Origin of the sequence: Pseudomonas kitaguniensis (genome assembly GCF_049199985.1) — a bacterium.
Taxonomy (GTDB): domain Bacteria; phylum Pseudomonadota; class Gammaproteobacteria; order Pseudomonadales; family Pseudomonadaceae; genus Aquipseudomonas; species Aquipseudomonas kitaguniensis.
The window spans coordinates 63,459-83,039 of sequence record NZ_JBLZPT010000006.1; the positions used below are offsets into that span (position 1 = coordinate 63,459).

General features: G+C 60.7%; 20 protein-coding genes. 9 read left to right on the forward strand and 11 right to left on the reverse strand.

The genetic code is table 11. The features are described 5' to 3' along the window. Nucleotides 1-146 precede the first annotated feature (146 nt). Nucleotides 147-635, forward strand: coding sequence for a phosphate-starvation-inducible protein PsiE (locus ACOZK9_RS10540; protein WP_058411973.1), 489 nt, complete (start codon nucleotides 147-149; stop codon nucleotides 633-635). On the opposite strand, the gene ACOZK9_RS10545 is transcribed toward ACOZK9_RS10540, so the two are convergent. Both ACOZK9_RS10545 and ACOZK9_RS10550 read right to left on the reverse strand, forming a co-directional pair. Beyond that, nucleotides 632-949 carry a DUF3509 domain-containing protein gene (locus ACOZK9_RS10545; RefSeq protein WP_421555800.1) on the reverse strand — a complete coding sequence of 106 codons (318 nt, stop codon included), beginning with the start codon at nucleotides 947-949 and terminating at the stop codon, nucleotides 632-634. The genes ACOZK9_RS10540 and ACOZK9_RS10545 overlap by 4 nt on opposite strands. 339 nt (nucleotides 950-1,288) lie before the next feature. Next, nucleotides 1,289-2,665 (reverse strand): L-serine ammonia-lyase, encoded by a 1,377-nt coding sequence (locus ACOZK9_RS10550; protein WP_421555801.1) that lies wholly within the window; start codon nucleotides 2,663-2,665, stop codon nucleotides 1,289-1,291. Between the two features lie 137 nt (nucleotides 2,666-2,802). Here ACOZK9_RS10550 and ACOZK9_RS10555 point away from each other — a divergent pair, with 137 nt between their 5' ends. Next, nucleotides 2,803-3,765, forward strand: a complete 963-nt coding sequence (locus tag ACOZK9_RS10555; protein ID WP_058411970.1) for a LysR substrate-binding domain-containing protein — start codon at nucleotides 2,803-2,805, stop codon at nucleotides 3,763-3,765. Between the two features lie 196 nt (nucleotides 3,766-3,961). Then, nucleotides 3,962-4,375, forward strand: coding sequence for an HPF/RaiA family ribosome-associated protein (locus ACOZK9_RS10560; protein WP_058411969.1), 414 nt, complete (start codon nucleotides 3,962-3,964; stop codon nucleotides 4,373-4,375). An 83-nt stretch (nucleotides 4,376-4,458) separates the two neighbouring features. On the opposite strand, the gene fecA is transcribed toward ACOZK9_RS10560, so the two are convergent. The 3 genes from fecA to ACOZK9_RS10575 all read right to left on the reverse strand — a co-directional run bounded on the left by fecA (nucleotide 4,459) and on the right by ACOZK9_RS10575 (nucleotide 8,322). Beyond that, nucleotides 4,459-6,795 (reverse strand): TonB-dependent Fe(3+) dicitrate receptor FecA, encoded by a 2,337-nt coding sequence (gene fecA, locus ACOZK9_RS10565; protein ID WP_058411968.1) that lies wholly within the window; start codon nucleotides 6,793-6,795, stop codon nucleotides 4,459-4,461. 100 nt (nucleotides 6,796-6,895) lie between these two features. After that, nucleotides 6,896-7,837 carry a FecR domain-containing protein gene (locus tag ACOZK9_RS10570; protein WP_152749870.1) on the reverse strand — a complete coding sequence of 314 codons (942 nt, stop codon included), beginning with the start codon at nucleotides 7,835-7,837 and terminating at the stop codon, nucleotides 6,896-6,898. Continuing rightward, nucleotides 7,834-8,322 (reverse strand): sigma-70 family RNA polymerase sigma factor, encoded by a 489-nt coding sequence (locus ACOZK9_RS10575; protein WP_122250928.1) that lies wholly within the window; start codon nucleotides 8,320-8,322, stop codon nucleotides 7,834-7,836. Before ACOZK9_RS10575 ends, ACOZK9_RS10570 begins: the two co-directional genes overlap by 4 nt. A 183-nt stretch (nucleotides 8,323-8,505) precedes the next feature. Between ACOZK9_RS10575 and ACOZK9_RS10580 the strand changes: the two genes are divergently transcribed. Genes ACOZK9_RS10580 through ACOZK9_RS10600 form a run of 5 tightly spaced genes read left to right on the forward strand, consistent with a single transcriptional unit; the run spans nucleotide 8,506 to nucleotide 12,266 of the window. Next, nucleotides 8,506-8,808 (forward strand): DUF3649 domain-containing protein, encoded by a 303-nt coding sequence (locus tag ACOZK9_RS10580; RefSeq protein ID WP_058411966.1) that lies wholly within the window; start codon nucleotides 8,506-8,508, stop codon nucleotides 8,806-8,808. Continuing rightward, the gene (locus ACOZK9_RS10585) at nucleotides 8,805-10,379 is read left to right on the forward strand and encodes a PepSY-associated TM helix domain-containing protein (RefSeq protein ID WP_421555802.1); all 1,575 of its coding nucleotides are present in this window, start codon (nucleotides 8,805-8,807) and stop codon (nucleotides 10,377-10,379) included. The genes ACOZK9_RS10580 and ACOZK9_RS10585 overlap by 4 nt, the downstream gene beginning before the upstream one ends. Next, nucleotides 10,380-10,706, forward strand: coding sequence for a DUF3325 domain-containing protein (locus ACOZK9_RS10590; RefSeq protein ID WP_122250922.1), 327 nt, complete (start codon nucleotides 10,380-10,382; stop codon nucleotides 10,704-10,706). A gap of 7 nt (nucleotides 10,707-10,713) precedes the next feature. Then, entirely contained in the window at nucleotides 10,714-11,292 is a 579-nt protein-coding gene (locus tag ACOZK9_RS10595) for an RNA polymerase sigma factor (RefSeq protein ID WP_421555803.1), read from the forward strand. Continuing rightward, nucleotides 11,289-12,266 carry a FecR domain-containing protein gene (locus ACOZK9_RS10600; protein WP_172979297.1) on the forward strand — a complete coding sequence of 326 codons (978 nt, stop codon included), beginning with the start codon at nucleotides 11,289-11,291 and terminating at the stop codon, nucleotides 12,264-12,266. The genes ACOZK9_RS10595 and ACOZK9_RS10600 overlap by 4 nt, the downstream gene beginning before the upstream one ends. A gap of 59 nt (nucleotides 12,267-12,325) precedes the next feature. On the opposite strand, the gene ACOZK9_RS10605 is transcribed toward ACOZK9_RS10600, so the two are convergent. Together ACOZK9_RS10605 and yejK are read right to left on the reverse strand one after the other, a co-directional pair. Next, nucleotides 12,326-12,676, reverse strand: a complete 351-nt coding sequence (locus ACOZK9_RS10605; protein ID WP_421555804.1) for a glutaredoxin family protein — start codon at nucleotides 12,674-12,676, stop codon at nucleotides 12,326-12,328. After that, nucleotides 12,676-13,680, reverse strand: a complete 1,005-nt coding sequence (gene yejK / locus ACOZK9_RS10610) for a nucleoid-associated protein YejK (RefSeq protein WP_058411960.1) — start codon at nucleotides 13,678-13,680, stop codon at nucleotides 12,676-12,678. The genes ACOZK9_RS10605 and yejK overlap by 1 nt, the downstream gene beginning before the upstream one ends. A gap of 396 nt (nucleotides 13,681-14,076) precedes the next feature. On the opposite strand from yejK, the gene ACOZK9_RS10615 reads away from it, so the two are divergent. Then, the gene (locus ACOZK9_RS10615) at nucleotides 14,077-14,358 is read left to right on the forward strand and encodes an HU family DNA-binding protein (RefSeq protein ID WP_003188840.1); all 282 of its coding nucleotides are present in this window, start codon (nucleotides 14,077-14,079) and stop codon (nucleotides 14,356-14,358) included. 68 nt (nucleotides 14,359-14,426) lie between these two features. On the opposite strand, the gene rlmF is transcribed toward ACOZK9_RS10615, so the two are convergent. The 4 genes from rlmF to ACOZK9_RS10635 all read right to left on the reverse strand — a co-directional run bounded on the left by rlmF (nucleotide 14,427) and on the right by ACOZK9_RS10635 (nucleotide 19,567). Continuing rightward, nucleotides 14,427-15,449, reverse strand: a complete 1,023-nt coding sequence (gene rlmF, locus ACOZK9_RS10620; RefSeq protein ID WP_058411959.1) for a 23S rRNA (adenine(1618)-N(6))-methyltransferase RlmF — start codon at nucleotides 15,447-15,449, stop codon at nucleotides 14,427-14,429. Nucleotides 15,450-15,694: 245 nt separating this feature from the next. After that, a complete protein-coding gene (locus ACOZK9_RS10625; protein ID WP_122250925.1) occupies nucleotides 15,695-18,541 on the reverse strand; it encodes a valine--tRNA ligase in 2,847 nt (948 codons plus the stop codon). A gap of 203 nt (nucleotides 18,542-18,744) precedes the next feature. Beyond that, complete coding sequence (locus ACOZK9_RS10630) at nucleotides 18,745-19,131, reverse strand: hypothetical protein (protein WP_058411957.1); 387 nt, start codon at nucleotides 19,129-19,131, stop codon at nucleotides 18,745-18,747. 7 nt (nucleotides 19,132-19,138) lie between these two features. Continuing rightward, a complete protein-coding gene (locus ACOZK9_RS10635) occupies nucleotides 19,139-19,567 on the reverse strand; it encodes a DNA polymerase III subunit chi (RefSeq protein WP_058411956.1) in 429 nt (142 codons plus the stop codon). Between the last annotated feature and the right edge of the window lie 14 nt (nucleotides 19,568-19,581).

The following is a 19,581-nucleotide window of genomic DNA, read 5'->3' on the forward strand; positions in this document are numbered from 1 at the left end:
AACGGAACGCGCTCGCCACAGGTTATGTGCCTCATGTCACGCGGCCATCATCTCACTTCCCAGCCTCTGGCCTTTTTTCTGCATGCAGAATAACCGTCACGTCCAACCCGCATTATCCGGTCGAGCCGACCTAAGGAAACATCATCGTGAAAATCAACTGGGCCGAAAGGCTGCGCCAGCAAGTCCATGGGCTGGCTGAGTCGCTGGGCAACCTGTTCGTCGAGACCTTCCACTATCTGGCGCTGTTCGCCATTGGTGCGGTGACCGCTTGGGCCGCGGTGATGGAATTTCTGGGTATGCTGGAGAACGGTCACATCAAGATTGATGACATCTTGCTGCTGTTCATCTACCTGGAATTGGGCGCGATGGTCGGGATTTACTTCAAGACCAACCACATGCCGGTGCGCTTTCTAATCTACGTGGCAATCACCGCATTAACCCGCCTGCTGATCTCCAACGTGTCCCACCACAACCCGCCCGACATCGGCATCATCTACCTGTGCGGCGGTATTCTGCTGTTGGCGTTCTCGATTCTGGTGGTGCGCTACGCGTCGTCGGCCTTCCCGTCGATGAAGATCGAAGGCCCGCGCCGCAAGGGCGGGGCCAGCCTGGAGACCGAGAAGGGCGAGCTTTAAAGCCCGGCGCTTAAGGGCAGAGGATGGGCGGGTGGTGGTTGCAAGAGTTTGTGACTGTCGCCGTCGGTCATTACCGCCAGAATCTCCATAGCGCTGTGGCCGTGCTCGATGGCGATGCCGAACTGAATGCTTTGTACCAGGCGTTTGAGGCGTTGCGGGTCGTTGCGTTGTTCGGCGCTGATCATGCGTTTGGCGACCACGCCGTCCTCGTTGGAGAGGGTGAGCATGATGCTGCCATCCAGCCGCTGGATGCTCAGGTTGACTCGGTAATTGGGCGTGAAGGTGTCGGTGATGATCTGAAAAGGATTGTCCATGGTGCGTTACCGCCTGATAAGAACATGCAGTCATTGACGACCGGTGTCGGGTTTAGTTCGCGTTGCCTGACCGCCGGCCACTCCATCGCTGAGGTTTCACAAGGTCCGTTTTCCCTCAAAGGCTGTACAGCAAGGTGCGTGCCGTACAGCTATTTTCAGTCAGCGATAAACCACTGTGGGAGGCGGCTTGCTGCCGATTGGCGGTGGTTCAGCCGAGTATTTATTGGCTGAACCACCGCTATCGGGAGCAAGCTCCCTCCCACATTATTTTTTGCAGTGCGCTTGAGGCGGGTGACCTGTTTCAGGGCAGTCGCGCAAAAACGATCGCAGACAGCGCAGTCAGCATTCGACCCAATTGACGGCGAGGCCGCCGCGTGACGTTTCTTTGTATTTGTCGTGCATGTCGGCGCCGGTATCGCGCATGGTGCGAATGACCCGGTCGAGGGAGATAAAGTGTTTGCCGTCGCCGCGCAGGGCCATTTGCGTGGCGTTGATCGCCTTGACCGCAGCGATCGCGTTACGCTCGATGCACGGCACTTGCACCAGGCCACCGACGGGGTCGCAGGTCAGGCCGAGGTTGTGTTCCAGGCCGATTTCGGCGGCGTTTTCCAGTTGTTCCGGGGTGGCGCCGAGAATGTCGGCCAGGCCAGCGGCGGCCATCGCGCAGGCGGAGCCGACTTCGCCCTGGCACCCGACTTCGGCACCCGAGATGGAGGCGTTTTTTTTGCAGAGAATGCCGACCGCCGCAGCGGCCAGGAAAAAATTCACCACGTCGTCATCTGACGCGTCGGGGTTGAACTTCATGTAGTAATGCAGCACTGCCGGGATGATGCCCGCCGCGCCATTGGTTGGTGCGGTGACCATGCGCCCGCCGGCAGCGTTTTCTTCGTTGACGGCGAGGGCGAACAGGTTGACCCATTCCATCGCCGACAAGGTTGAGGTGATGACATTCGGTTTGCCGATTTCGAGCAAGGCGCGGTGCAACTTCGCCGCGCGGCGTGGCACGTCCAGCCCGCCCGGCAAGATGCCTTCATGGCGCAAGCCCTGCTCGACACATTCGCGCATTACCGACCAGATATGCAGCAGCCCACTGCGGATCTCTGCATCGCTGCGCCACGCGCGCTCATTGGCCAGCATCAGTTCGGAAACCCGCAGACCGTGTTCATTGCACAGGGCCAACAGCTCGACGGCGCTGGAAAAGTCGTAGGGCAGCACCACATCGCTGGCAGGCGCGATGCCGGAGGCGGCTTCTTCAGCTTCGATGATAAAACCACCGCCCACCGAGTAATAGGTTTGCTCGCTGAGCAGGCCGTTGTCGCCATACGCGTGCAGGGACATGGCGTTGGGGTGGTAGGGCAGGCTTTCGTTCAGCAGCAGGAGGTCGGTGCGCCAGTTGAAGGCAATCTCCTGTTTGCCAGTCAGTAGCAGCCTGCCGGAGTCGCGCAGTTGCTGGATACGCGTGTTTATCGAGGCGGGATCGACCTGATCCGGCCATTCACCCATCAAGCCCATCACGCAGGCGCGGTCGGTGGCATGGCCGATGCCGGTGGCAGACAGCGAGCCATAGAGGCGCACTTCGACACGGCGCGTGGCGCTCAGCAGTTGTTGGCCTGCCAGCGCGTGGGCAAAGGTCGCCGCCGCGCGCATGGGGCCAACGGTGTGCGAGCTGGAGGGGCCGATGCCGACTTTGAATAGATCGAAAACGCTGATAGCCATGCTTAAGCCTTACAAGCAATGCAAAAGAATTCGCTGCCATGTTTTGTAGCGCAGGCGGGATTAGCGCGATACTGACCCTCTGGATTGGCACTGACCAACGAATTATCCTAAGACACCCTTTAGCAGGACTAAACACTATGGCTCGCCCTCTGCATGCTCAAACGTATGTCTGGCTGCACGTTTTTTCCTGTGCGGCGCGGCATTTGTCGTTCACCCGCTGCGCCGAAGAGCTGCACATCACGCCCGGGGCGGTGAGCCAGCAAATTCGTCAGTTGGAGGAACGTTTGGGCTTTCGGCTGTTTCACCGGCGCGCGCGCGGCGTGGAACTGAGTGCCGAGGGGCAGCGCTTGGCCGCGACAGTGGCCGAGGCCTACGGCAGCATTGATGCCGAGTTGCAGCGGTTGGACGCGGGCATGATCAGCGGCACGTTGCGCCTGCGTTCGATTCCCTCGTTCCTCGGCAAGTGGCTGACCCCGCGTTTGCCGCGCTTGCAACAACGTTTCCCGGACATCCAGCTGCGCCTGGTGGCCGAAGACAGCAGCGTTGCCCTGCACGAGGGCGATTTTGACTTGGCCATCGACTTGAATGACGGCAGTTACCCCGGCCTGTTATCCACAGCCTTGCTTGATGAGCAGATTTTTCCGGTGTGCGCCCCCAGTTTGCTGCGCGGTCGACCACCGCTGCATGGCCCGGCCGACTTGGTGCATTTTCCGCTGTTGCACGACATCACTGCCTGGCGTGGGAGTTATGAGTATGCCGAGTGGGAGTTTTACCTGAATGCCATCGGCTACCACGGCGCTGATGTACGGCGCGGGCATACCTTCAATCGCAACCACCTGACCATCGAGGCCGCCATTGCCGGCATGGGCGTGGCCATCGCGCGGCGCACCTTGCTTAACGATGAGCTGGAGCGCGGCACCTTGATCGTGCCGTTCGGCCTCGCCGTGCCGAACCACAAACGTTACGTGTTGCTGTATGCGCCAGGTGCGTTGAACCATCCGGGCGTGCGCGCGGTGCATGACTGGCTGGTGGAGGAAGCGGGGGTTTTTCGCGTTTTGCACCCGTTGGGAGAGGGCACTTATACGGATCGTTTGGCGTAAGCAGATGTAACTAACTCCCCACCCTAACAGCGTTTTTGCTCCTCGTCAGACTTAATTTGTAATGTGGGATTTATCTTTGCAAAGGGCTTGAAATGTTCTTCCGAGTGCTCAATTGTGTAATCAAGAGGTCATCGTTACACCGTACCGGTGTTGCAGTTGTGGCCTCTCGCGAGCTAGCTGAAATAAGGGAAGAACTATGCAAATCCAAGTCAATAGCGATAACCATATTGAAAGCAGCATCCGACTGGAGGAGTGGGTACGTACTACCATTGAGAGCACGCTCGAACGTTATGAAGAAGACCTGACCCGGGTTGAGGTCTACCTGAAAGATGAGAACGGCGACAAGCCCGGTCCTCACGATTTAAGCTGCCGCCTGGAAGCACGGCCAAAGGGCCATCAGCCGGTCTCTGTGCTGCACAAGGCCGATACGCTTGAACAGGCGATCGACGGCGCCGCCAACAAGCTCGACCATGCGCTGGAACATCTGTTTGGCAAACTGCAAGGCAAGCCGCGCGCTGCCGGGAAAACCCAGCCGACCATCAAAGTCAACGAAGATGAGCTTGAACAGGAGTTTCTGGAAAAAGAACGCGCCGTGTTTAACAACGGATAGCTGACAGTTCTTTGATCCCTACTAAAACGGGCCTGCGATTGCAGGCCCGTTTTTGTTACAGCGGCCAAAAGCCTGGCACCCGGTTAGAACGCGATGGAGGTTTGCACGTACACCGTGCGCGGCTCGCCTACGTACTTGCCTTTGTTGTTGTCGTCGAACGAGCGCGTGTAGTACTGCTTGTTGAGGATGTTTTTCACACCGACCGCCACGTTCAAGTCCGACAGCTGTGGGCCGAAGTCATACGCCGCGCGGCTGCTGAACAGCATGTAACCGGGGATGCGCCCGGTACTGCCGTCGGCACTTTCGGCCTGGGTGTTGGCGTTGTCGGCGAACTGGCTGCTCTGGTAGCTGCTGTCCAGGTTGAGCTTCCAGCGGCCTTCGGTGTAACCGACGCCCAAGGTGCCTTTGTGCTTGGACGAGAAGGGCACGCGGTTGCCTTTGTTCGCGCCGTCTTCGCGGATGGTCGCATCGACGTAGGCGTAGGTGGCGTACACATCAAAACCTGCCAGCGCCGGGCTCAACCCGTCGAGCGCATAGTTGATGCTCGACTCGATGCCTTGGTGGCGCGTTTCGCCACGCGCGATCACCGAATCGTTGGTCTGGTTGCTGTCGTACTGGTTGTCGAAGTTGATCAGGAACGCGCCGATCTCCGCGCGCAACGTGCCGTTGTCATAGCGCGTACCGAGTTCCCAGGTGCGCGCCTTTTCCGGTTTCACTTCGCCGCTGGTCACGCGGTTCGGCATTTGGCTGTACTGCACGCTGCCGAACGAGCCTTCGGTGTTGGCGTAAAGGTTCCAGTCTGCGGTGAGGTGGTAGAGCACGTTCAACGCCGGCAGCGCGGTGTTGTAGTCGCCCTTGTACTTCACGTTGGTCAGGTTGTTGGTCTGCTGCGACTCGATCATCTCGTAGCGCACGCCCGGGGTGATGGTCCACTTGCCAATATCAATGCGGTCATCGACGAAAAACGCATTGGCCTCGGTGGCGCCACGCGTGTCGCGGTCGTTGCGGCTGCTGGTGTCGGGCATTTGCTGGTTGGCAGTGATCGGCGTGCGGTAGCGCAATTCGTGGCCGGCTTCGTTGATGTAGCGGTAGCCGATGCCCACTTCATGGCTGCTCGGGCCGAGGTCGAAGCCTTGCGCAAAGCGGGTTTCCAGGCCGCGTACCCAGTACTCGCGCGGCGACAGCGAGAGGAAGTTGCCCTGGTCGAGGTAGCCATTACGCAAGGTGGTGGTGAAGAAGGTGTTGGCGGTGAATTCGCGGCGGTCTTCCTGGTAGCGGTAACCGGCGTTGAACATCGTACGGCGGCCCCAGAATTTGTCGTAGGGGCGAGTCGACTGGTACGGATCAGCCTTGTAGTCCTTGACGTTCAAGCCACCCGGCATATCGGCCTGGCCTTCGTAGTACTGCGCCATGGCATTGAAGCTGTTGGCGTCGTCCAGTTGGTATTTGCCCTTGAGAATCAGGTCGTCGATACGCGTGTTGCTGTTTTCACGCCAGTCGCCGCCACGCGTGCCGGAGTACAGGATCGCGCCGCCGAGGCCATTGTCAGCGGTGCCGCCGGCCAGCAGGTTGCCGGTGGTTTTGAAGCCGTCGTGGCTGGAAGACGGGCTGGTTTCAGTCTGCAAGCCGCCTTTGACCGTTGGCGCATCCGGGATCGCGCGGGTCACGAAGTTGACGATGCCGCCGACGTTTTGCGGGCCGTAGCGCACCGCGCCGCCGCCGCGCACCACGTCCACGGCGTCCATGTTGCCCATGCTGATCGGCGCGAAGGACAGTTGCGGTTGACCATACGGCGCAAACGGCACCGGGATGCCGTCCATCAGCACGGTGGAGCGCGACGCCAGGCGTGGGTTGAGCCCGCGAATACCGAAGTTCAGCGCCATGTCATGGCTGCCGGTGCCGTTGTTGTCCGGTGCGTTGACGCCGGGGATGCGGTTGAGCACGTCGCGGGCTTGAGTGGCACCCTGGCGCTCGAACTCCTCGCGGCGGATCACGTCACGCGCGCCGGCGTGTTCGAACACGTTGGTTTGCGCCGCGTCGCCGAGCCAGTCGCCGACCACGCTGGAGGTTTGCAGCTCAAGGGTGGCGGGCGCGCTGGCCGGTTGCACGCTGTAGGCGTTGTCGCCCTCGGCGCGCGCTTGCAGGCCGGTGCCTTCGAGGAGTTTTTGCAGCCCTTCAGCGGTGCTGAAATTGCCCGACAAACCACGGCTCTGCAGGCCCGCCGTGACCTCTGAGCCGAACGAAATCAACACGCCCGACTCGCGCCCGAATTGATTAAGAGCCGCTTCCAGCGACGCCGGGGCGATGTGATACGGCTTGGCATCGGCCGCCATTACCGGCGGCAGTGCGCTGAGGCTGAGGCTGGCGCCGAGTAGCAGTTGGCGCAAGGTGCGGGCGAGAAGGGTCGGTTGCTGGGGCATTAAGGGCGGTCCTGAGAAGGAAGGATCAAGGTGGCTTTCCTTCTCTGTCACGCGAGGTGTGGAAAACGGCTCAGAGTATTTTGAATAAAGTCGAAAAAAATTACGCGCGTGCCTGCACGGTCACCCAATAGCGGGTAAAACGCCGCACGTGAACCGGCAGGCTGACCTCCAACAGGTCGAGAATACGTTCGCTGTCGTCCAGCGGGTAACTGCCGGACAGCAGCAGGTTGGCCACTTGCGGGTCGCAGTTAAGCTGCCCGCGACGGTAGCGGCCCAACTCGGCCAGAAAATCCTCCAGGCGCATGTGCGCAGCCACCAGCATGCCGTCGCCCCACGCACCGCTGTTGGCGTCGACAGGGCGCGGCGTGTCCCAGCCTTTGCGGGTGAAATTGACCTGGCGCGCGGCCTCGACGCTCAGCGGCAGGCCGCTGTAGCGGTTGGGCATCACCTCGACGCGGCCTTCGAAAACCGCCAATTGGGTGTGGTCATTGAACTGGCGCACATTCAGCCGAGCCGCCTGGCTGCTGAGCAGGCCTTGGCCGGTCAGCACCTGCAGCGGCGCAGTGCCGGCGCGGCTGGTCAGCAATATCTCGCCTTCCAGCAGGCGGATAACCCGCGCGACGCCATCAAAATGCACGTCCACTGCGCTGCCGGTGTTGAGCTGCAATTGGCTGCCATCGGCCAATTGCACCTTGCGGCGCTCGCCGATGGGGCTGCGGTAGTCGGCGGTCAGCGGCGGCAAGATATGCTGCTGGCGCAGGCTCCAGGCCGCGGCAGAACCGGCGCCGAGAATCAGCATCAGCTTGAGCGCCTGGCGCCGGCTGCGTGATGTCGGCGCATTCAACGCCGCATGCGCCAGTGGCGAAGGCATGCCACGCAGGCGCTGGTTGACGCGTTGTATGTGGTCCCACGCGCGTTGATGTTCGCTGTGCGCTGCCAGCCATTGTTGCCAGGCCGCTTGCTGGCGCGGGTTGAGCGCGCCTTGCTGCATTTCCATCAGCCAATGCACGGCTTGCTCGGCCACCTGCGTAGAAAAATTCATAAGGCGAAGTAACAGCGCATGGCGGCTTTATTCAGGTGGCGTTTGACGGTGGCGATAGAGATGCCCAGCTCACAGCCAATTTGCGCGTAAGTAAGGCCGTCGAGCTGGGCCAGCAGGAACGCGCGCTTGACCAGAGCGGGCAGGCCGTCGAGCAGTTGGTCGAGCTCCAGCAGGGTTTGCAGGATAATCGCGCGTTCTTCTTCCGACGGCGCCACGTGTTCAGGGCTTTGCGCCAAGGCATCGAGGTAGGCGCGCTCGAGGTCCTGGCGACGGTAAAAGTTGAACAATACGCGCTTGGCCACGGTGGTGAGAAAGGCGCGGGGTTCGATCAGCGTTGGCGTTTCGCGTGCGCTAAGCACCCGTATAAAGGTGTCTTGGGCCAGGTCGGCCGCGCTTTCCGGGCAGCCGAGCTTGCGTCGCAACCAGCCGGTGAGCCAGTGGTGATGGTCGTGGTACAAGACTTCGACGGTGTTGGACGGCTGCAACGCGATCACCCTTCGCCGCATGCAGGCGAGCATCGGCAGGTTTTAGAGAACAAGAACTGTTCGCATTGTAGGGCGCATGGCCAGGTTCGGCAATCGCGCTTTGGCGGTGATTCATCCGTTCTCTTTTGCTTATGAGAATATTTATCATTAATATTGCGCGCTGACGAACCTGGCGCCTCCTGCATGAAAAGCAAAAGCTCACTGCCCGTTACCTACCGTCTGGCCGTTACGTCACGCGTACTGGCTGCCGTGGTGGGCGGCTATTTGATGGCTTCTTTGGCGAGCATTTGCCTGGCGCTGTGGCTGCCGGTCGCCCGCGCAGACGCGGTGGTCACCGGCATGATGAGTTCGTTTGTGTTCTATCTGCTGGCCGTGCTTTGGTGCTTTGCCTGCCGCACGGCGTTGCGCGCCTGGTTGGGCGTGATGCTGCCCTGTGCACTGTTTGCGACTCTGGCGGGTGTGGGCTTGTGGATGGCACGCACATGAAAGAGGGCTTTCGTCAGGCCATGGCCTGGTTGCACACCTGGGCCGGTTTGATTTTTGGCTGGCTGCTGTTTGCGATTTTCCTGACCGGTACCTTGTCCTATTTCAAGGATGAAATTAGCCACTGGATGCAGCCCGAGGTGCAGGCGTACCCGTTGGACGATGCCCGCAGCCTTGCCGCCGCCCAAACCTATTTGCAGCAACAGGCGCCTAATGCCGCGCGCTGGTTTATCAGCCTGCCGGACAGCCGCACCCCTGGCCTGTCGGTGATGTGGCAAGACAACGTCGACCCCGGCAAGCGCGGCGACTTCGTTCAAAAAGTCCTCGACCCGGTCACCGCTCAACCGGTCCAGGCCCGCGACAGCAAGGGCGGCGAATTTTTCTATCGCTTTCACTTCCAGTTGCAAATGCCTCACCCATGGGGCCGCTGGCTGTCGACCATCGCCGCGATGGTGATGTTTGTCGCGCTGATCACCGGCATCATCACCCACAAGAAAATCTTCAAGGACTTCTTCACCTTCCGCCCGCGCAAAGGCCAGCGCTCCTGGCTGGACGGGCATAACGCAGTCGGCGTGCTGGTGCTGCCGTTTCACTTGATGATCACCTACAGCAGCCTGGTGATTTTCATGAGCATGGTGATGCCGGCGCCGATCCTTGCTTCCTACGGCGGCGACAGTCGGGCGTATTTCAATGAGGTGTTCCCCGCTACCAACAACGCGCCGGCGCTGGGCCAGCCGGGTAAATTGCTGCCGTTATTGCCGATGTACCAGCAAGCGCGCGAGCAGTGGGCGGGCGGGCATGTTGGCCGTCTGGTGGTGAATAACCCGAGTGATGTGAACGCCTCGGTGAATGTGCTTCGCGCAGGTTCCGACCGCGTGGTGAATGATTTCGGCAGCACCGTGTCGTTCAACGGCACCACCGGCGAATTGCTGCGAGTGAGTGGCGAGCAATCGCTGGCGTCGGCCATCGGCGGCAGTTTTTATGGTCTGCACATGGGCCACTTCGCTGGCCCGGTGCTGCGCTGGCTGTACTTTATCTGCGGCCTGGCGGGCACGGCGATGATCGGCACGGGCCTTGTGATCTGGCTCGGCAAGCGCCAGCTCAAGCACGCTAAAACCAAGGTGATGCCGTTCGAGTTGCGGCTGGTGGAAGTGCTGAATATGGCCAGCATGACTGGGCTGATGATCGCCATCGCGGCGTTTTTCTGGGCCAACCGACTGTTGCCGGTGAATTTCGCCGAGCGCTCCGACTGGGAAGTGCAGGCGTTCTTCGCTGCCTGGGGCCTGAGCCTGTTGCACGCGGTACTTCGTCGAGGTCGCCGGGGTTGGGTGGAGCAATTGAGCTTTGGCGCGCTGCTGTTTGTGTCGATTCCACTGCTCAATGCGCTGACCACCTCACACCACTTGGGCGTGTCCGTGGCCAGAGGCGACTGGGCCATGGCCGGTTTCGACCTGACCTGCCTGGCCAGCGGCGTGTTCCTTGGCTGGGCCGCCTGGAAAATGCAGCACCGCGCAGCGCCGCAACCCAAGGCCGGGCGCGCGCGGGCATTGACGCTCAAGCAAGAGGCTAACTGAATGCTGCTCGCACTGCTGATGTGCTACGCCGGGTTTACCGCGCTGTGCTTGTCCACCGACCGCCACCACGGCGAGTTGCTGCACAGCACGTTATTGCCTCGCAGGCGCCTTGCGTTGCGCGTGGCCGGTTGGTCGCTGTTGCTGTTGTCGATTGTGCCTGCGGTGGCAGCCTCAGGCTGGGGCCAGGGCTTGGTGGAGTGGTGTGCGGTGTTGATGTTCAGCGCATTGCTGCTGGTGTTGCTGTTGCCGTATCGGCCAAGGTTGGCCTTGATGCTGGCGGGCGTCGGCCTGCTGGCCAGCCCGGTTGCGGCCGTCGCCTTATTCTGAGCCTTCCATGATGATCAGCACCCCGCCGGAATCCCAAGACAGCCCGCAGACCGATGCGGCCGGGGGACGTGCGTATTTCTTGCAGGTGTTTTTGTCGCAGCGCTCGCAAATGGAAGCCCTGGTGAGCCGACGCGTGGGCTGCCGCGCCACCGCGGCCGACTTGGTACAAGACCTGTTTCTGCGTTTTTGGCGCAGGCCATTGGTGCAGGTCGAAGAACTCAGCACCTACCTGTTGCGCTGCGCCGGTAACATCGCCATCGACCACTTGCGCAGCGAGGGCGCGCGCGTGCGCAGTAACGAAGGCTGGCTGCCCGAGCAACAGCACAACCAGGGTTGGGAGCCGCAGGCCGCGCTGGAGGCGGGCAACGATTTAAGGCATGTCGAAGCCGCCTTGCGCAGTTTGCCCGAGCGCACCCGGCAGATTTTCCTGCTCAACCGCATCCACGGCCGCAAATACGCGCAAATCGCCAAGGCCATGGGGCTGTCCCAAAGTGCCGTGGAAAAACATATGATGCGTGCCCTCGAAGCCTGCAAGGCCAGCCTTCGCGAACCATCGCCCCCACGCACGCCAGGGAAAGCACCGTGAACGTTACCCCCACGCCCGCCCAGGAGCAGGCCGCACTCGACTGGCTGAGCTTGCTGCACGATCAGCCCAGCAGTGGCGACCAGGCTACGTTCAGCCACTGGTTGCGCGCCGACCCTGCGCACGTCGAGGCCTATGCACAGGCCCAGGTGCTGTGGGAGTTGAGCGAAGTGCCGGCGCGCAAACTGGCGAACGAAGAGGCGCTGGCCTTGCAGGGCTACCTCAATGCAATGAACCCCTCCAAACGCGCGCGTGCTGTGCGCTGGTCTGGCGCGTTAGCCATGGCCGCCTGCTTGCTGGTGATGGTGTGCATGGGCGGCGGCTGGCAGCCGTCGCGCTGGGTCGATGATCTGGGCGCCGACTATGTGACGGCGCCGGGGCAAGTGAAAACCGTGACCCTGGCCGATCAGTCGCAGGTCACGCTGGATGCCGACAGCGCCATCGCCGTGGATTTCAGCCACGGCGAGCGGCATATCCAACTGCGCCGCGGTGCCGGGTTTTTCAGCGTGACCCACACCGGCCAGCCGTTTGTGGTCGAGGCCGGCAGCGGTGAAGCGCGGGTGCTGGGCACGCAATTCGAAGTGCGCCTGCAACCGGCCGGGGCTCAGGTGACCGTGCTCTCTGGTCGCGTGGGCGTGACGCCGTCCAGGCAGGGCCGGCAGCAAATTCTGAGCGCAGGCCAGCAAGTGGCTTACGCCGAAGGTGTCGCCTATGGCCTGCAAGCGGTCGACAGCGAATCACGCCTGGCCTGGCGTGATGGTTGGCTGAATTACTACAAAGTGCCGTTGGCCGAAGTGGTTCAGGACCTGGGCCGTTATTACCCTGGCCGTATCCTGCTGCTGAACGATGAAATGGGCGCCAAACGCGTCAGCGGCAGCTTTCCCAGCAAAGACCCGCAGGCGGTGCTGAATGCCTTGCAGGCCGTGTTGGGGTTTGAGCAGCACAGCCTGTTGGGCCGCATGATCGTGCTGCGCTAGGCACAGGTCTAACGCGGTCGACTGCTTTCACAATTGATTGGCCGGGTGTCGAGAGTGGGTTACTTCAACGCCGCCATGATCGTTTCAGCGTTGAACTCGCGAATCAACGTGCCATTCACGTCAACAAACGGAATGCCGCCGCCACCCAAGGCCTCGTAGGCCTTGCGCGCCTGGGCGTCCTTCTCGATGTCCAGCGCCTGATACGGCACGCCTTTCTGGTCCAGAAAGCGCCGGATCTGTTTGCAGTAGCCACACCACTCGGTCGAATAGAGCACCACGCGAGCAGAGTTGCGCACCTGCTCCGACACTACCTGCGAGGGGTTGAACAGCCGCTCGATCTTGCCCCAGTTCTGGATCGCCACCACCACCAGCAATACCAGCAGGACTTTTTTAAGAACCCCGCCGAGCATCAGTTACGGCGCTTGAGCTGGTCGGTCAGTTGCGTTGGCAAACCCTTGATGATCAACGTGCCGGCGGCTTCGTCGTATTCGATCTTGTCGCCCAGCAGGTGCGCTTCAAAGCTGATCGACAAGCCCTCGGCGCGACCGGTGAAGCGGCGGAACTGGTTAAGGGTGCGTTTGTCGGCGGGGATCTCCGGCGACAGGCCGTAGTCCTTGTTACGAATATGGTCGTAGAACGCTTTTGGCCGATCTTCATCGATCAAGCCCGAGAGTTCTTCCAGGCCCATCGGCTCGCCGAGCTTGGCTTGGCTGCTCGCGTAGTCGACCAGGGTTTTGGTTTTTTCGCGGGCGGATTCGTCGGGCAGGTCTTCGCTTTCAACGAAGTCGCTGAAGGCCTTGAGCAAGGTACGGGTTTCGCCGGGGCCGTCGACGCCTTCCTGGCAGCCGATAAAGTCGCGGAAGTACTCCGAGACTTTTTTACCGTTCTTGCCTTTGATAAACGAGATGTACTGCTTGGACTGCTTGTTGTTCTGCCATTCGGAGACGTTGATGCGTGCGGCGAGGTGCAATTGGCCAAGGTCCAGGTGCCGCGAGGCGGTCACGTCGAGGTCGTCGGTCACCGCCACGCCTTCGCTGTGGTGCAGCAAGGCGATGGCCAGGTAGTCGGTCATGCCTTGTTGGTAGTGGGCAAACAGCACGTGGCCGCCGGTGGAGAGGTTGGATTCTTCCATCAGCTTCTGCAGGTGCTCGACCGCCGTGCGGCTGAAGCGGGTGAAATCCTGGCCGCCGTCGAAATACTCCTTCAACCAGCCGCTGAACGGGTGCGCGCCGGACTCGGCATGGAAGAAACCCCAGGCCTTGCCTTGCTTGGCGTTGTAGCTCTCGTTGAGGTCGGCAAGCATGTTCTCGATGGCGGCGGACTCGGCAAGCTCAGAGTCGCGGGCGTGGAGAACTGCGGGTGTGCCGTCGGGTTTTTTGTCGATCAGGTGGACGATGCAGTGACGGATCGGCATAGGCTTCTCGGCTGGTTGAAGGGGAGCGGTTGGCCTCCCCGAAAAGTCGCCCAGTGTACCGCACCCGTTGGGCATGGCACGCTTCGAAGGGCGTTTTGGGTGCCCTCTGACGGCCTATATGCCTTTTTTTCACGGTTTAGAGCGATAAAGCTGACCAAATGGGTATGTTGAGGCGGATATTTCCCCGTCTCTGTGCTAGTTTTGCCCCGTCTTACGCCAAGTCTCGGCGTTAAGCGTGCATTCAGCATCTGTCAGGTCGAACCAATCCCTGTTTCAAGCATCTATAACCCCGATCTCCGTGGTTATAGCCGGGGTTGCCAGGCCTTGATGGTCGGGCTCGAAGGCTGACACTGCACTCTGCAATCCATATGAATTTGATAGGGAAGGAACACCACAATGGCTATTACTAAAGACCAACTGATCGCTGACCTGGCTGAAGCAGTAGACGCACCGAAAACTACCGTGCGTGCTCTGCTGGACCAACTGAGCCAAGTTGTTGCTGACCAGCTGGAAAACGGCGGCGAAATCACTCTGCCAGGCGTTGGCAAACTGAAAGTGACCGAGCGTCCTGCCCGTACTGGCCGTAACCCTTCGACTGGCGCTGCCATCGAAATCGCTGCCAAGAAAGTTATCAAGCTGGTTGTGGCCAAAGGCCTGACCGACGCTGTTAACAAGTAAGACGCAGCAAAAAAAACCGTGCTCCGGAGCGATCCGGGCACGGTTTTTTGTTGCCTGCGATTTGCTGATCAGTCTTTGCGGGCCCAGCGCTGGCGCCACACTTGCTGCTCGCTCTTGGTCTGGAAGGTCCAGGCCACAAAGCGGCTTTGCTTCTGGCCTTGGGACATCTCGACGACCTGGCTTTCGAGGACACCGGCCTTTTTCAGCGCGATTTCGATGGCCGGCAAGTTGGAGGCTTTGGAGACCAAGGTGCTGAACCACAGCACTTTGTGCTGGAAGTGCGCGCTCTCGGCGATCAGTTGCGTCACGAAGCGCACTTCGCCGCCTTCACACCACAGCTCGGCCGATTGGCCACCGAAGTTCAGTACCGGCAACGTGCGTTTCGGGTCGGCCCGGCCCAGTGCGCGCCATTTGCGCTCGCTGCCCTTGGTGGCTTCGTCCATGGAGGCATGGAACGGCGGGTTACACATGGTCAGGTCGAACCGTTCGCCCGGCTCCAGCAGGCCCAGCAAAATCTGCTTGGGATTGGTTTGCTGGCGCAGCTGGATGGCCTTGTTCAGCCCGTTGGACTGCACGATGGCTTTGGCAGCAGCCACGGCCGTCGGGTCGACTTCCGAACCGAGGAAGTGCCAGCGGTAGTCGCTGTAACCGATCAGCGGGTACACGCAGTTGGCGCCCATGCCGATGTCCAGCACCTTGACCGGCGCGCCGCGCGGAATCTCGCCGTCGTTGACGCTGGCCAGCAGGTCGGCGAGGAAGTGCACGTAATCGGCACGCCCCGGCACTGGCGGGCACAGGTAATCGGCTGGAATATCCCAATGCTGGATGCCATAGAAGGCTTTAAGCAGCGCCCGGTTGAACACCCGCACCGCGTCCGGGCTGGCGAAGTCGATGCTTTCCTTGCCGTACGGGTTGAGGATCACGAATTTCGCCAGTTCCGGCGTGGTCTTGATCAGCGCCGGGAAGTCGTAACGGCCCTGGTGGCGGTTGCGCGGGTGCAAGGTGGCCTCTTTGCGCGGCGCGACGGGCTTGGCCGTGGCTGCGGTTTTAGGCTTCTTGCGCGAAGGTTTGGGCGTAGTGGGGGCGGTCATGGGCTGCGTCGATTCTGGCGTTGTTTCAAAAGTGGCGGCTATTGTCACACACCTGAGTCCATCAGGGTCAAATGTGGCAGGGGGCTTGCTCCCGATGGCGGTGTGTCAGCCACTGTATCTGTGACTGAGCCACCGTCATCGGGAGCAAGCCCCCTCCCACATTGACTGGGCTTGAGCTTGGAATCAGCAGTGCCGGGGCAAAAAAAAGAGACCCGAAGGTCTCTTTTTTCATGCGGGCTTGCACCTTACAGGCTGGAAATCCGCGCGTATTGCTCGGCCAACTTGCTCAAGGCCTGTTCAGCCTCGGCCAATTTGGCGCGCTCTTTGTCGATCACTTCAGCCGGTGCCTTGTCGACGAATGCCGCGTTGGACAACTTGCCGCCCACGCGCTGCACTTCGCCTTGCAGGCGCAGCATTTCCTTGTCCAGACGCGCCAGTTCGGCGCCCTTGTCGATCAGGCCGGCCATTGGCACCAGCACTTCCATGTCGCCGACCAGCGCAGTCGCCGACAGCGGCGCTTCGACGCCCGCTGCCAACACGGTGATCGATTCCAGCTTCGCCAGCTTCTTGAGCAGCGCATCGTTTTCGGTGAGGCGACGCTCGTCTTCGCGACTGGCGTTCTTCACGAACACCGCCAGTGGCTTGCCCGGGCCGATGTTCATCTCGGCGCGAATGTTGCGCGTGCCGAGCATCAGGCTCTTGAGCCATTCGATATCGCTTTCGGCCGCTTCATCGATGCGCGCTTCATTGGCCACTGGCCAAGGCTGCAGCATGATGGTTTTGCCTTCGATACCGGCCAGCGGCGCCAGGCGCTGCCAGATTTCTTCGGTGATGAACGGCATGAACGGGTGCGCCAGGCGCAGCGCCACTTCCAACACGCGCACCAGGGTGCGACGGGTGCCGCGCTGGCGTTCGACCGGCGCGTTTTCGTCCCACAGCACCGGCTTGGACAGTTCCAGGTACCAGTCGCAATACTGGTTCCAGATGAACTCGTACAAGGCCTGTGCAGCCAGGTCGAAACGGAACTGATCGAGTTGGCGGGTCACTTCGGCTTCGGTGCGTTGCAGCTGCGAGATGATCCAGCGGTCGGCCAGCGACAGCTCATAGGCTTCGCCGTTCTGGCCGCAGTCTTCGCCTTTATCCAGCACGTAGCGCGCGGCGTTCCAGATCTTGTTGCAGAAGTTGCGATAGCCTTCGACGCGGCCCATGTCGAACTTGATGTCGCGACCGGTAGACGCCAGCGAGCAGAAGGTGAAGCGCAAGGCATCGGTGCCGTAGCTGGCGATGCCGTCGGCGAACTCGTCGCGGGTCTGCTTCTCGATCTTTTTCGCCAGTTTCGGCTGCATCAGGCCCGAGGTGCGTTTTTGCACCAGGGTTTCCAGGTCGATACCGTCGATGATGTCCAGCGGGTCCAGCACGTTGCCCTTGGACTTGGACATCTTCTGGCCTTGGCCATCACGCACCAGGCCGTGCACATACACGGTCTTGAACGGCACTTGCGGCGTGCCGTCCTCGTTCTTCACCAAGTGCATGGTGAGCATGATCATCCGGGCAACCCAGAAGAAAATGATGTCGAAACCGGTCACCAGCACGTCGGTGGAGTGGAATTTCTTGAGAAATTCGGTCTGTTGCGGCCAGCCCAAGGTCGAGAACGTCCACAGGCCCGAACTGAACCAGGTGTCGAGTACGTCGTTGTCCTGTTGCAGCGCGATGTCTGCGCCGAGGTTGTGCTTGGCACGTACTTCGGCTTCATCACGGCCTACATAGACCTTGCCCGACTCGTCGTACCAGGCCGGAATGCGGTGGCCCCACCACAGTTGACGGCTGATGCACCAATCCTGGATGTCACGCATCCACGAGAAGTACATGTTTTCGTACTGTTTGGGCACGAACTGGATACGGCCATCTTCAACGGCAGCAATCGCAGGCTCGGCCAACGGCTTGGTCGACACGTACCACTGGTCGGTCAGCCACGGCTCGATGATGGTGCCGGAGCGGTCGCCCTTCGGCACTTTCAGGCCGTGGTCGTCGACGCTGACCAGCAAGCCGGCGGCATCGAAGGCGGCAACGATTTGCTTGCGCGCTTCAAAACGGTCAAGGCCGGCGTATTCGGCCGGGATCTTGCCGTCGATACTGTCGTTCAGCGTGCCGTCGAGGTTGAACACCTGGCAGGCCGGCAATACAGCGGCGTTCTTGTCGAAGATATTCAGCAGCGGCAGGTTGTGGCGCTTGCCGACTTCGTAGTCATTGAAATCGTGGGCCGGGGTGATTTTCACGCAGCCGGTGCCGAATTCAGGGTCGCAGTAGTCGTCTGCGATAATCGGGATGCGACGACCCACCAGCGGCAGTTCGACAAACTTGCCGATCAGTGCCTGGTAGCGTTCATCGTTCGGGTTAACCGCGACGGCGGCGTCGCCAAGCATGGTTTCCGGGCGGGTGGTGGCGACGATCAGGTAGTCGTTGCCTTCAGCGGTCTTGGCGCCGTCGGCCAGCGGGTACTTGAGGTTCCACAGGAAGCCTTTCTCGTCGTGGTTTTCCACTTCGAGGTCGGAAATTGCTGTGTGCAACTTGGTGTCCCAGTTGACCAGGCGCTTGCCGCGGTAAATCAGGCCGTCTTCATGCAGGCGCACGAAGGCTTCTTTCACCGACTCGGACAGGCCGTCGTCCATGGTGAAGCGCTCGCGGCTCCAGTCGACGGACGAACCGAGGCGACGGATCTGACGGCTGATATTGCCGCCGGACTGGTCTTTCCATTCCCAGATTTTTTCCAGGAATTTCTCGCGGCCCAAGTCATGACGGCTTTGGCCGGTGGCTTCGAGTTGGCGTTCCACCAGCATCTGCGTGGCGATACCGGCGTGGTCGGTGCCCGGTTGCCACAGGGTGTTGCGGCCCTGCATGCGGCGGAAACGGATCAACGCATCCATGATCGCATTGTTGAAGCCATGGCCCATGTGCAGGCTGCCAGTGACGTTCGGTGGCGGAATCATGATGGTGTAGGAATCGCCGGCACCTTGCGGGGCGAAATAATTCTCGGACTCCCAAGTGTTGTACCAGGAGGTTTCAATAGCGTGCGGCTGGTAGGTCTTATCCATGCGCGGCGGGACCCTAGTTGGCATTTATTCAGGAAAGCCGACAAGTATAACGGCGCAAGGCTCGGGCAGCTACAAGCTGCAAAGCGCAAGCTACAAGCGGCAAGCGGCAAAGGGCAAGCTACAAGCTACAAGCAGACCGCAGTGCTCTTGCTCTTGCTCTTGCTTTTACTTGCAGCTTGAAGCTTGAAGCTTGAAGCTTGCCGCTACTTACTACCCGTGGCTGTGGCGATTAGCCGTTCCATCCGCGCATCCAGCCGGCGCTTGATCTCGGTTTCAATGTGCGGCGCGAAGTCGTCGATCACGTCTTGCATGATCAGTTGCGCCGCCGCGCGCAGTTCGTTGTCCAGGTGCAGCAGCAAAGCGTCGGGCGCTTTTTCTGTGGCGGCTGCGACCGGCGCGGGTTCTACAGCCGGCGCGGGTGCAGCGGCCTTGCCACCGACCATCTCGAACAACAGCGGAATCTGTACATCAGCCTTCACCGAATCGGTCAGCAGCGGCGGTTGCAAGCCATCATCACCCAGCAACTGGCGGATCGACTCAAGGTCATCGAGCAAATGGTCGTCTTTTTTTTTCGGGTTGGAAGTGTCCATCGTGTACTCAAAGTCGTTGTAGCCGGTGATCTTGCAAAGAATAGCCCTGTTCGCGGTAGAAACGGAAACTCTCCCGCGCGGCCTGACGAATAGCCGGGTCTTCCACCACCACCTCTGCCACGCGCGCAAACGCCTTGGCAAAAGCCGGTACTTTCATGTCCAGGTTCACCAACAAGTCATGGTGATCGCCGCAGCTTTCGCCCAAGCCCAGTACCACCAGGCCATCGGGTTCTGACTCGGCAGGGCCGTGGGGCACGAAGCTTTCGCCCTTGAAGCGCCACAGGCGTGCATCCAGCTCGTCGCGTTGGGCGCCATCGCTGCAATGCAGGTAGATGCGGTGGCCCATGCGCCAGGCTTTTTCGGTGAGTTTGCAGGCAAAGTCCAGGCGCGCGAGAGGATCGGCGCTGGGCAATATATAGAAGTCGACTTGGGTCATTGCGGTTCCTGAGG

Coding starts and splice junctions, on each gene's coding strand:
- ACOZK9_RS10545 (WP_421555800.1), bottom strand. CDS start 949: ATGGACAATCCTTTTCAGATCATCACCGACACCTTCACGCCCAATTAC.
- ACOZK9_RS10550 (WP_421555801.1), bottom strand. CDS start 2,665: ATGGCTATCAGCGTTTTCGATCTATTCAAAGTCGGCATCGGCCCCTCC.
- ACOZK9_RS10555 (WP_058411970.1), top strand. CDS start 2,803: ATGGCTCGCCCTCTGCATGCTCAAACGTATGTCTGGCTGCACGTTTTT.
- ACOZK9_RS10560 (WP_058411969.1), top strand. CDS start 3,962: ATGCAAATCCAAGTCAATAGCGATAACCATATTGAAAGCAGCATCCGA.
- fecA (WP_058411968.1), bottom strand. CDS start 6,795: ATGCCCCAGCAACCGACCCTTCTCGCCCGCACCTTGCGCCAACTGCTA.
- ACOZK9_RS10570 (WP_152749870.1), bottom strand. CDS start 7,837: ATGAATTTTTCTACGCAGGTGGCCGAGCAAGCCGTGCATTGGCTGATG.
- ACOZK9_RS10580 (WP_058411966.1), top strand. CDS start 8,506: ATGAAAAGCAAAAGCTCACTGCCCGTTACCTACCGTCTGGCCGTTACG.
- ACOZK9_RS10585 (WP_421555802.1), top strand. CDS start 8,805: ATGAAAGAGGGCTTTCGTCAGGCCATGGCCTGGTTGCACACCTGGGCC.
- ACOZK9_RS10590 (WP_122250922.1), top strand. CDS start 10,380: ATGCTGCTCGCACTGCTGATGTGCTACGCCGGGTTTACCGCGCTGTGC.
- ACOZK9_RS10595 (WP_421555803.1), top strand. CDS start 10,714: ATGATGATCAGCACCCCGCCGGAATCCCAAGACAGCCCGCAGACCGAT.
- ACOZK9_RS10605 (WP_421555804.1), bottom strand. CDS start 12,676: ATGCTCGGCGGGGTTCTTAAAAAAGTCCTGCTGGTATTGCTGGTGGTG.
- yejK (WP_058411960.1), bottom strand. CDS start 13,680: ATGCCGATCCGTCACTGCATCGTCCACCTGATCGACAAAAAACCCGAC.
- ACOZK9_RS10615 (WP_003188840.1), top strand. CDS start 14,077: ATGGCTATTACTAAAGACCAACTGATCGCTGACCTGGCTGAAGCAGTA.
- rlmF (WP_058411959.1), bottom strand. CDS start 15,449: ATGACCGCCCCCACTACGCCCAAACCTTCGCGCAAGAAGCCTAAAACC.
- ACOZK9_RS10625 (WP_122250925.1), bottom strand. CDS start 18,541: ATGGATAAGACCTACCAGCCGCACGCTATTGAAACCTCCTGGTACAAC.
- ACOZK9_RS10630 (WP_058411957.1), bottom strand. CDS start 19,131: ATGGACACTTCCAACCCGAAAAAAAAAGACGACCATTTGCTCGATGAC.
- ACOZK9_RS10635 (WP_058411956.1), bottom strand. CDS start 19,567: ATGACCCAAGTCGACTTCTATATATTGCCCAGCGCCGATCCTCTCGCG.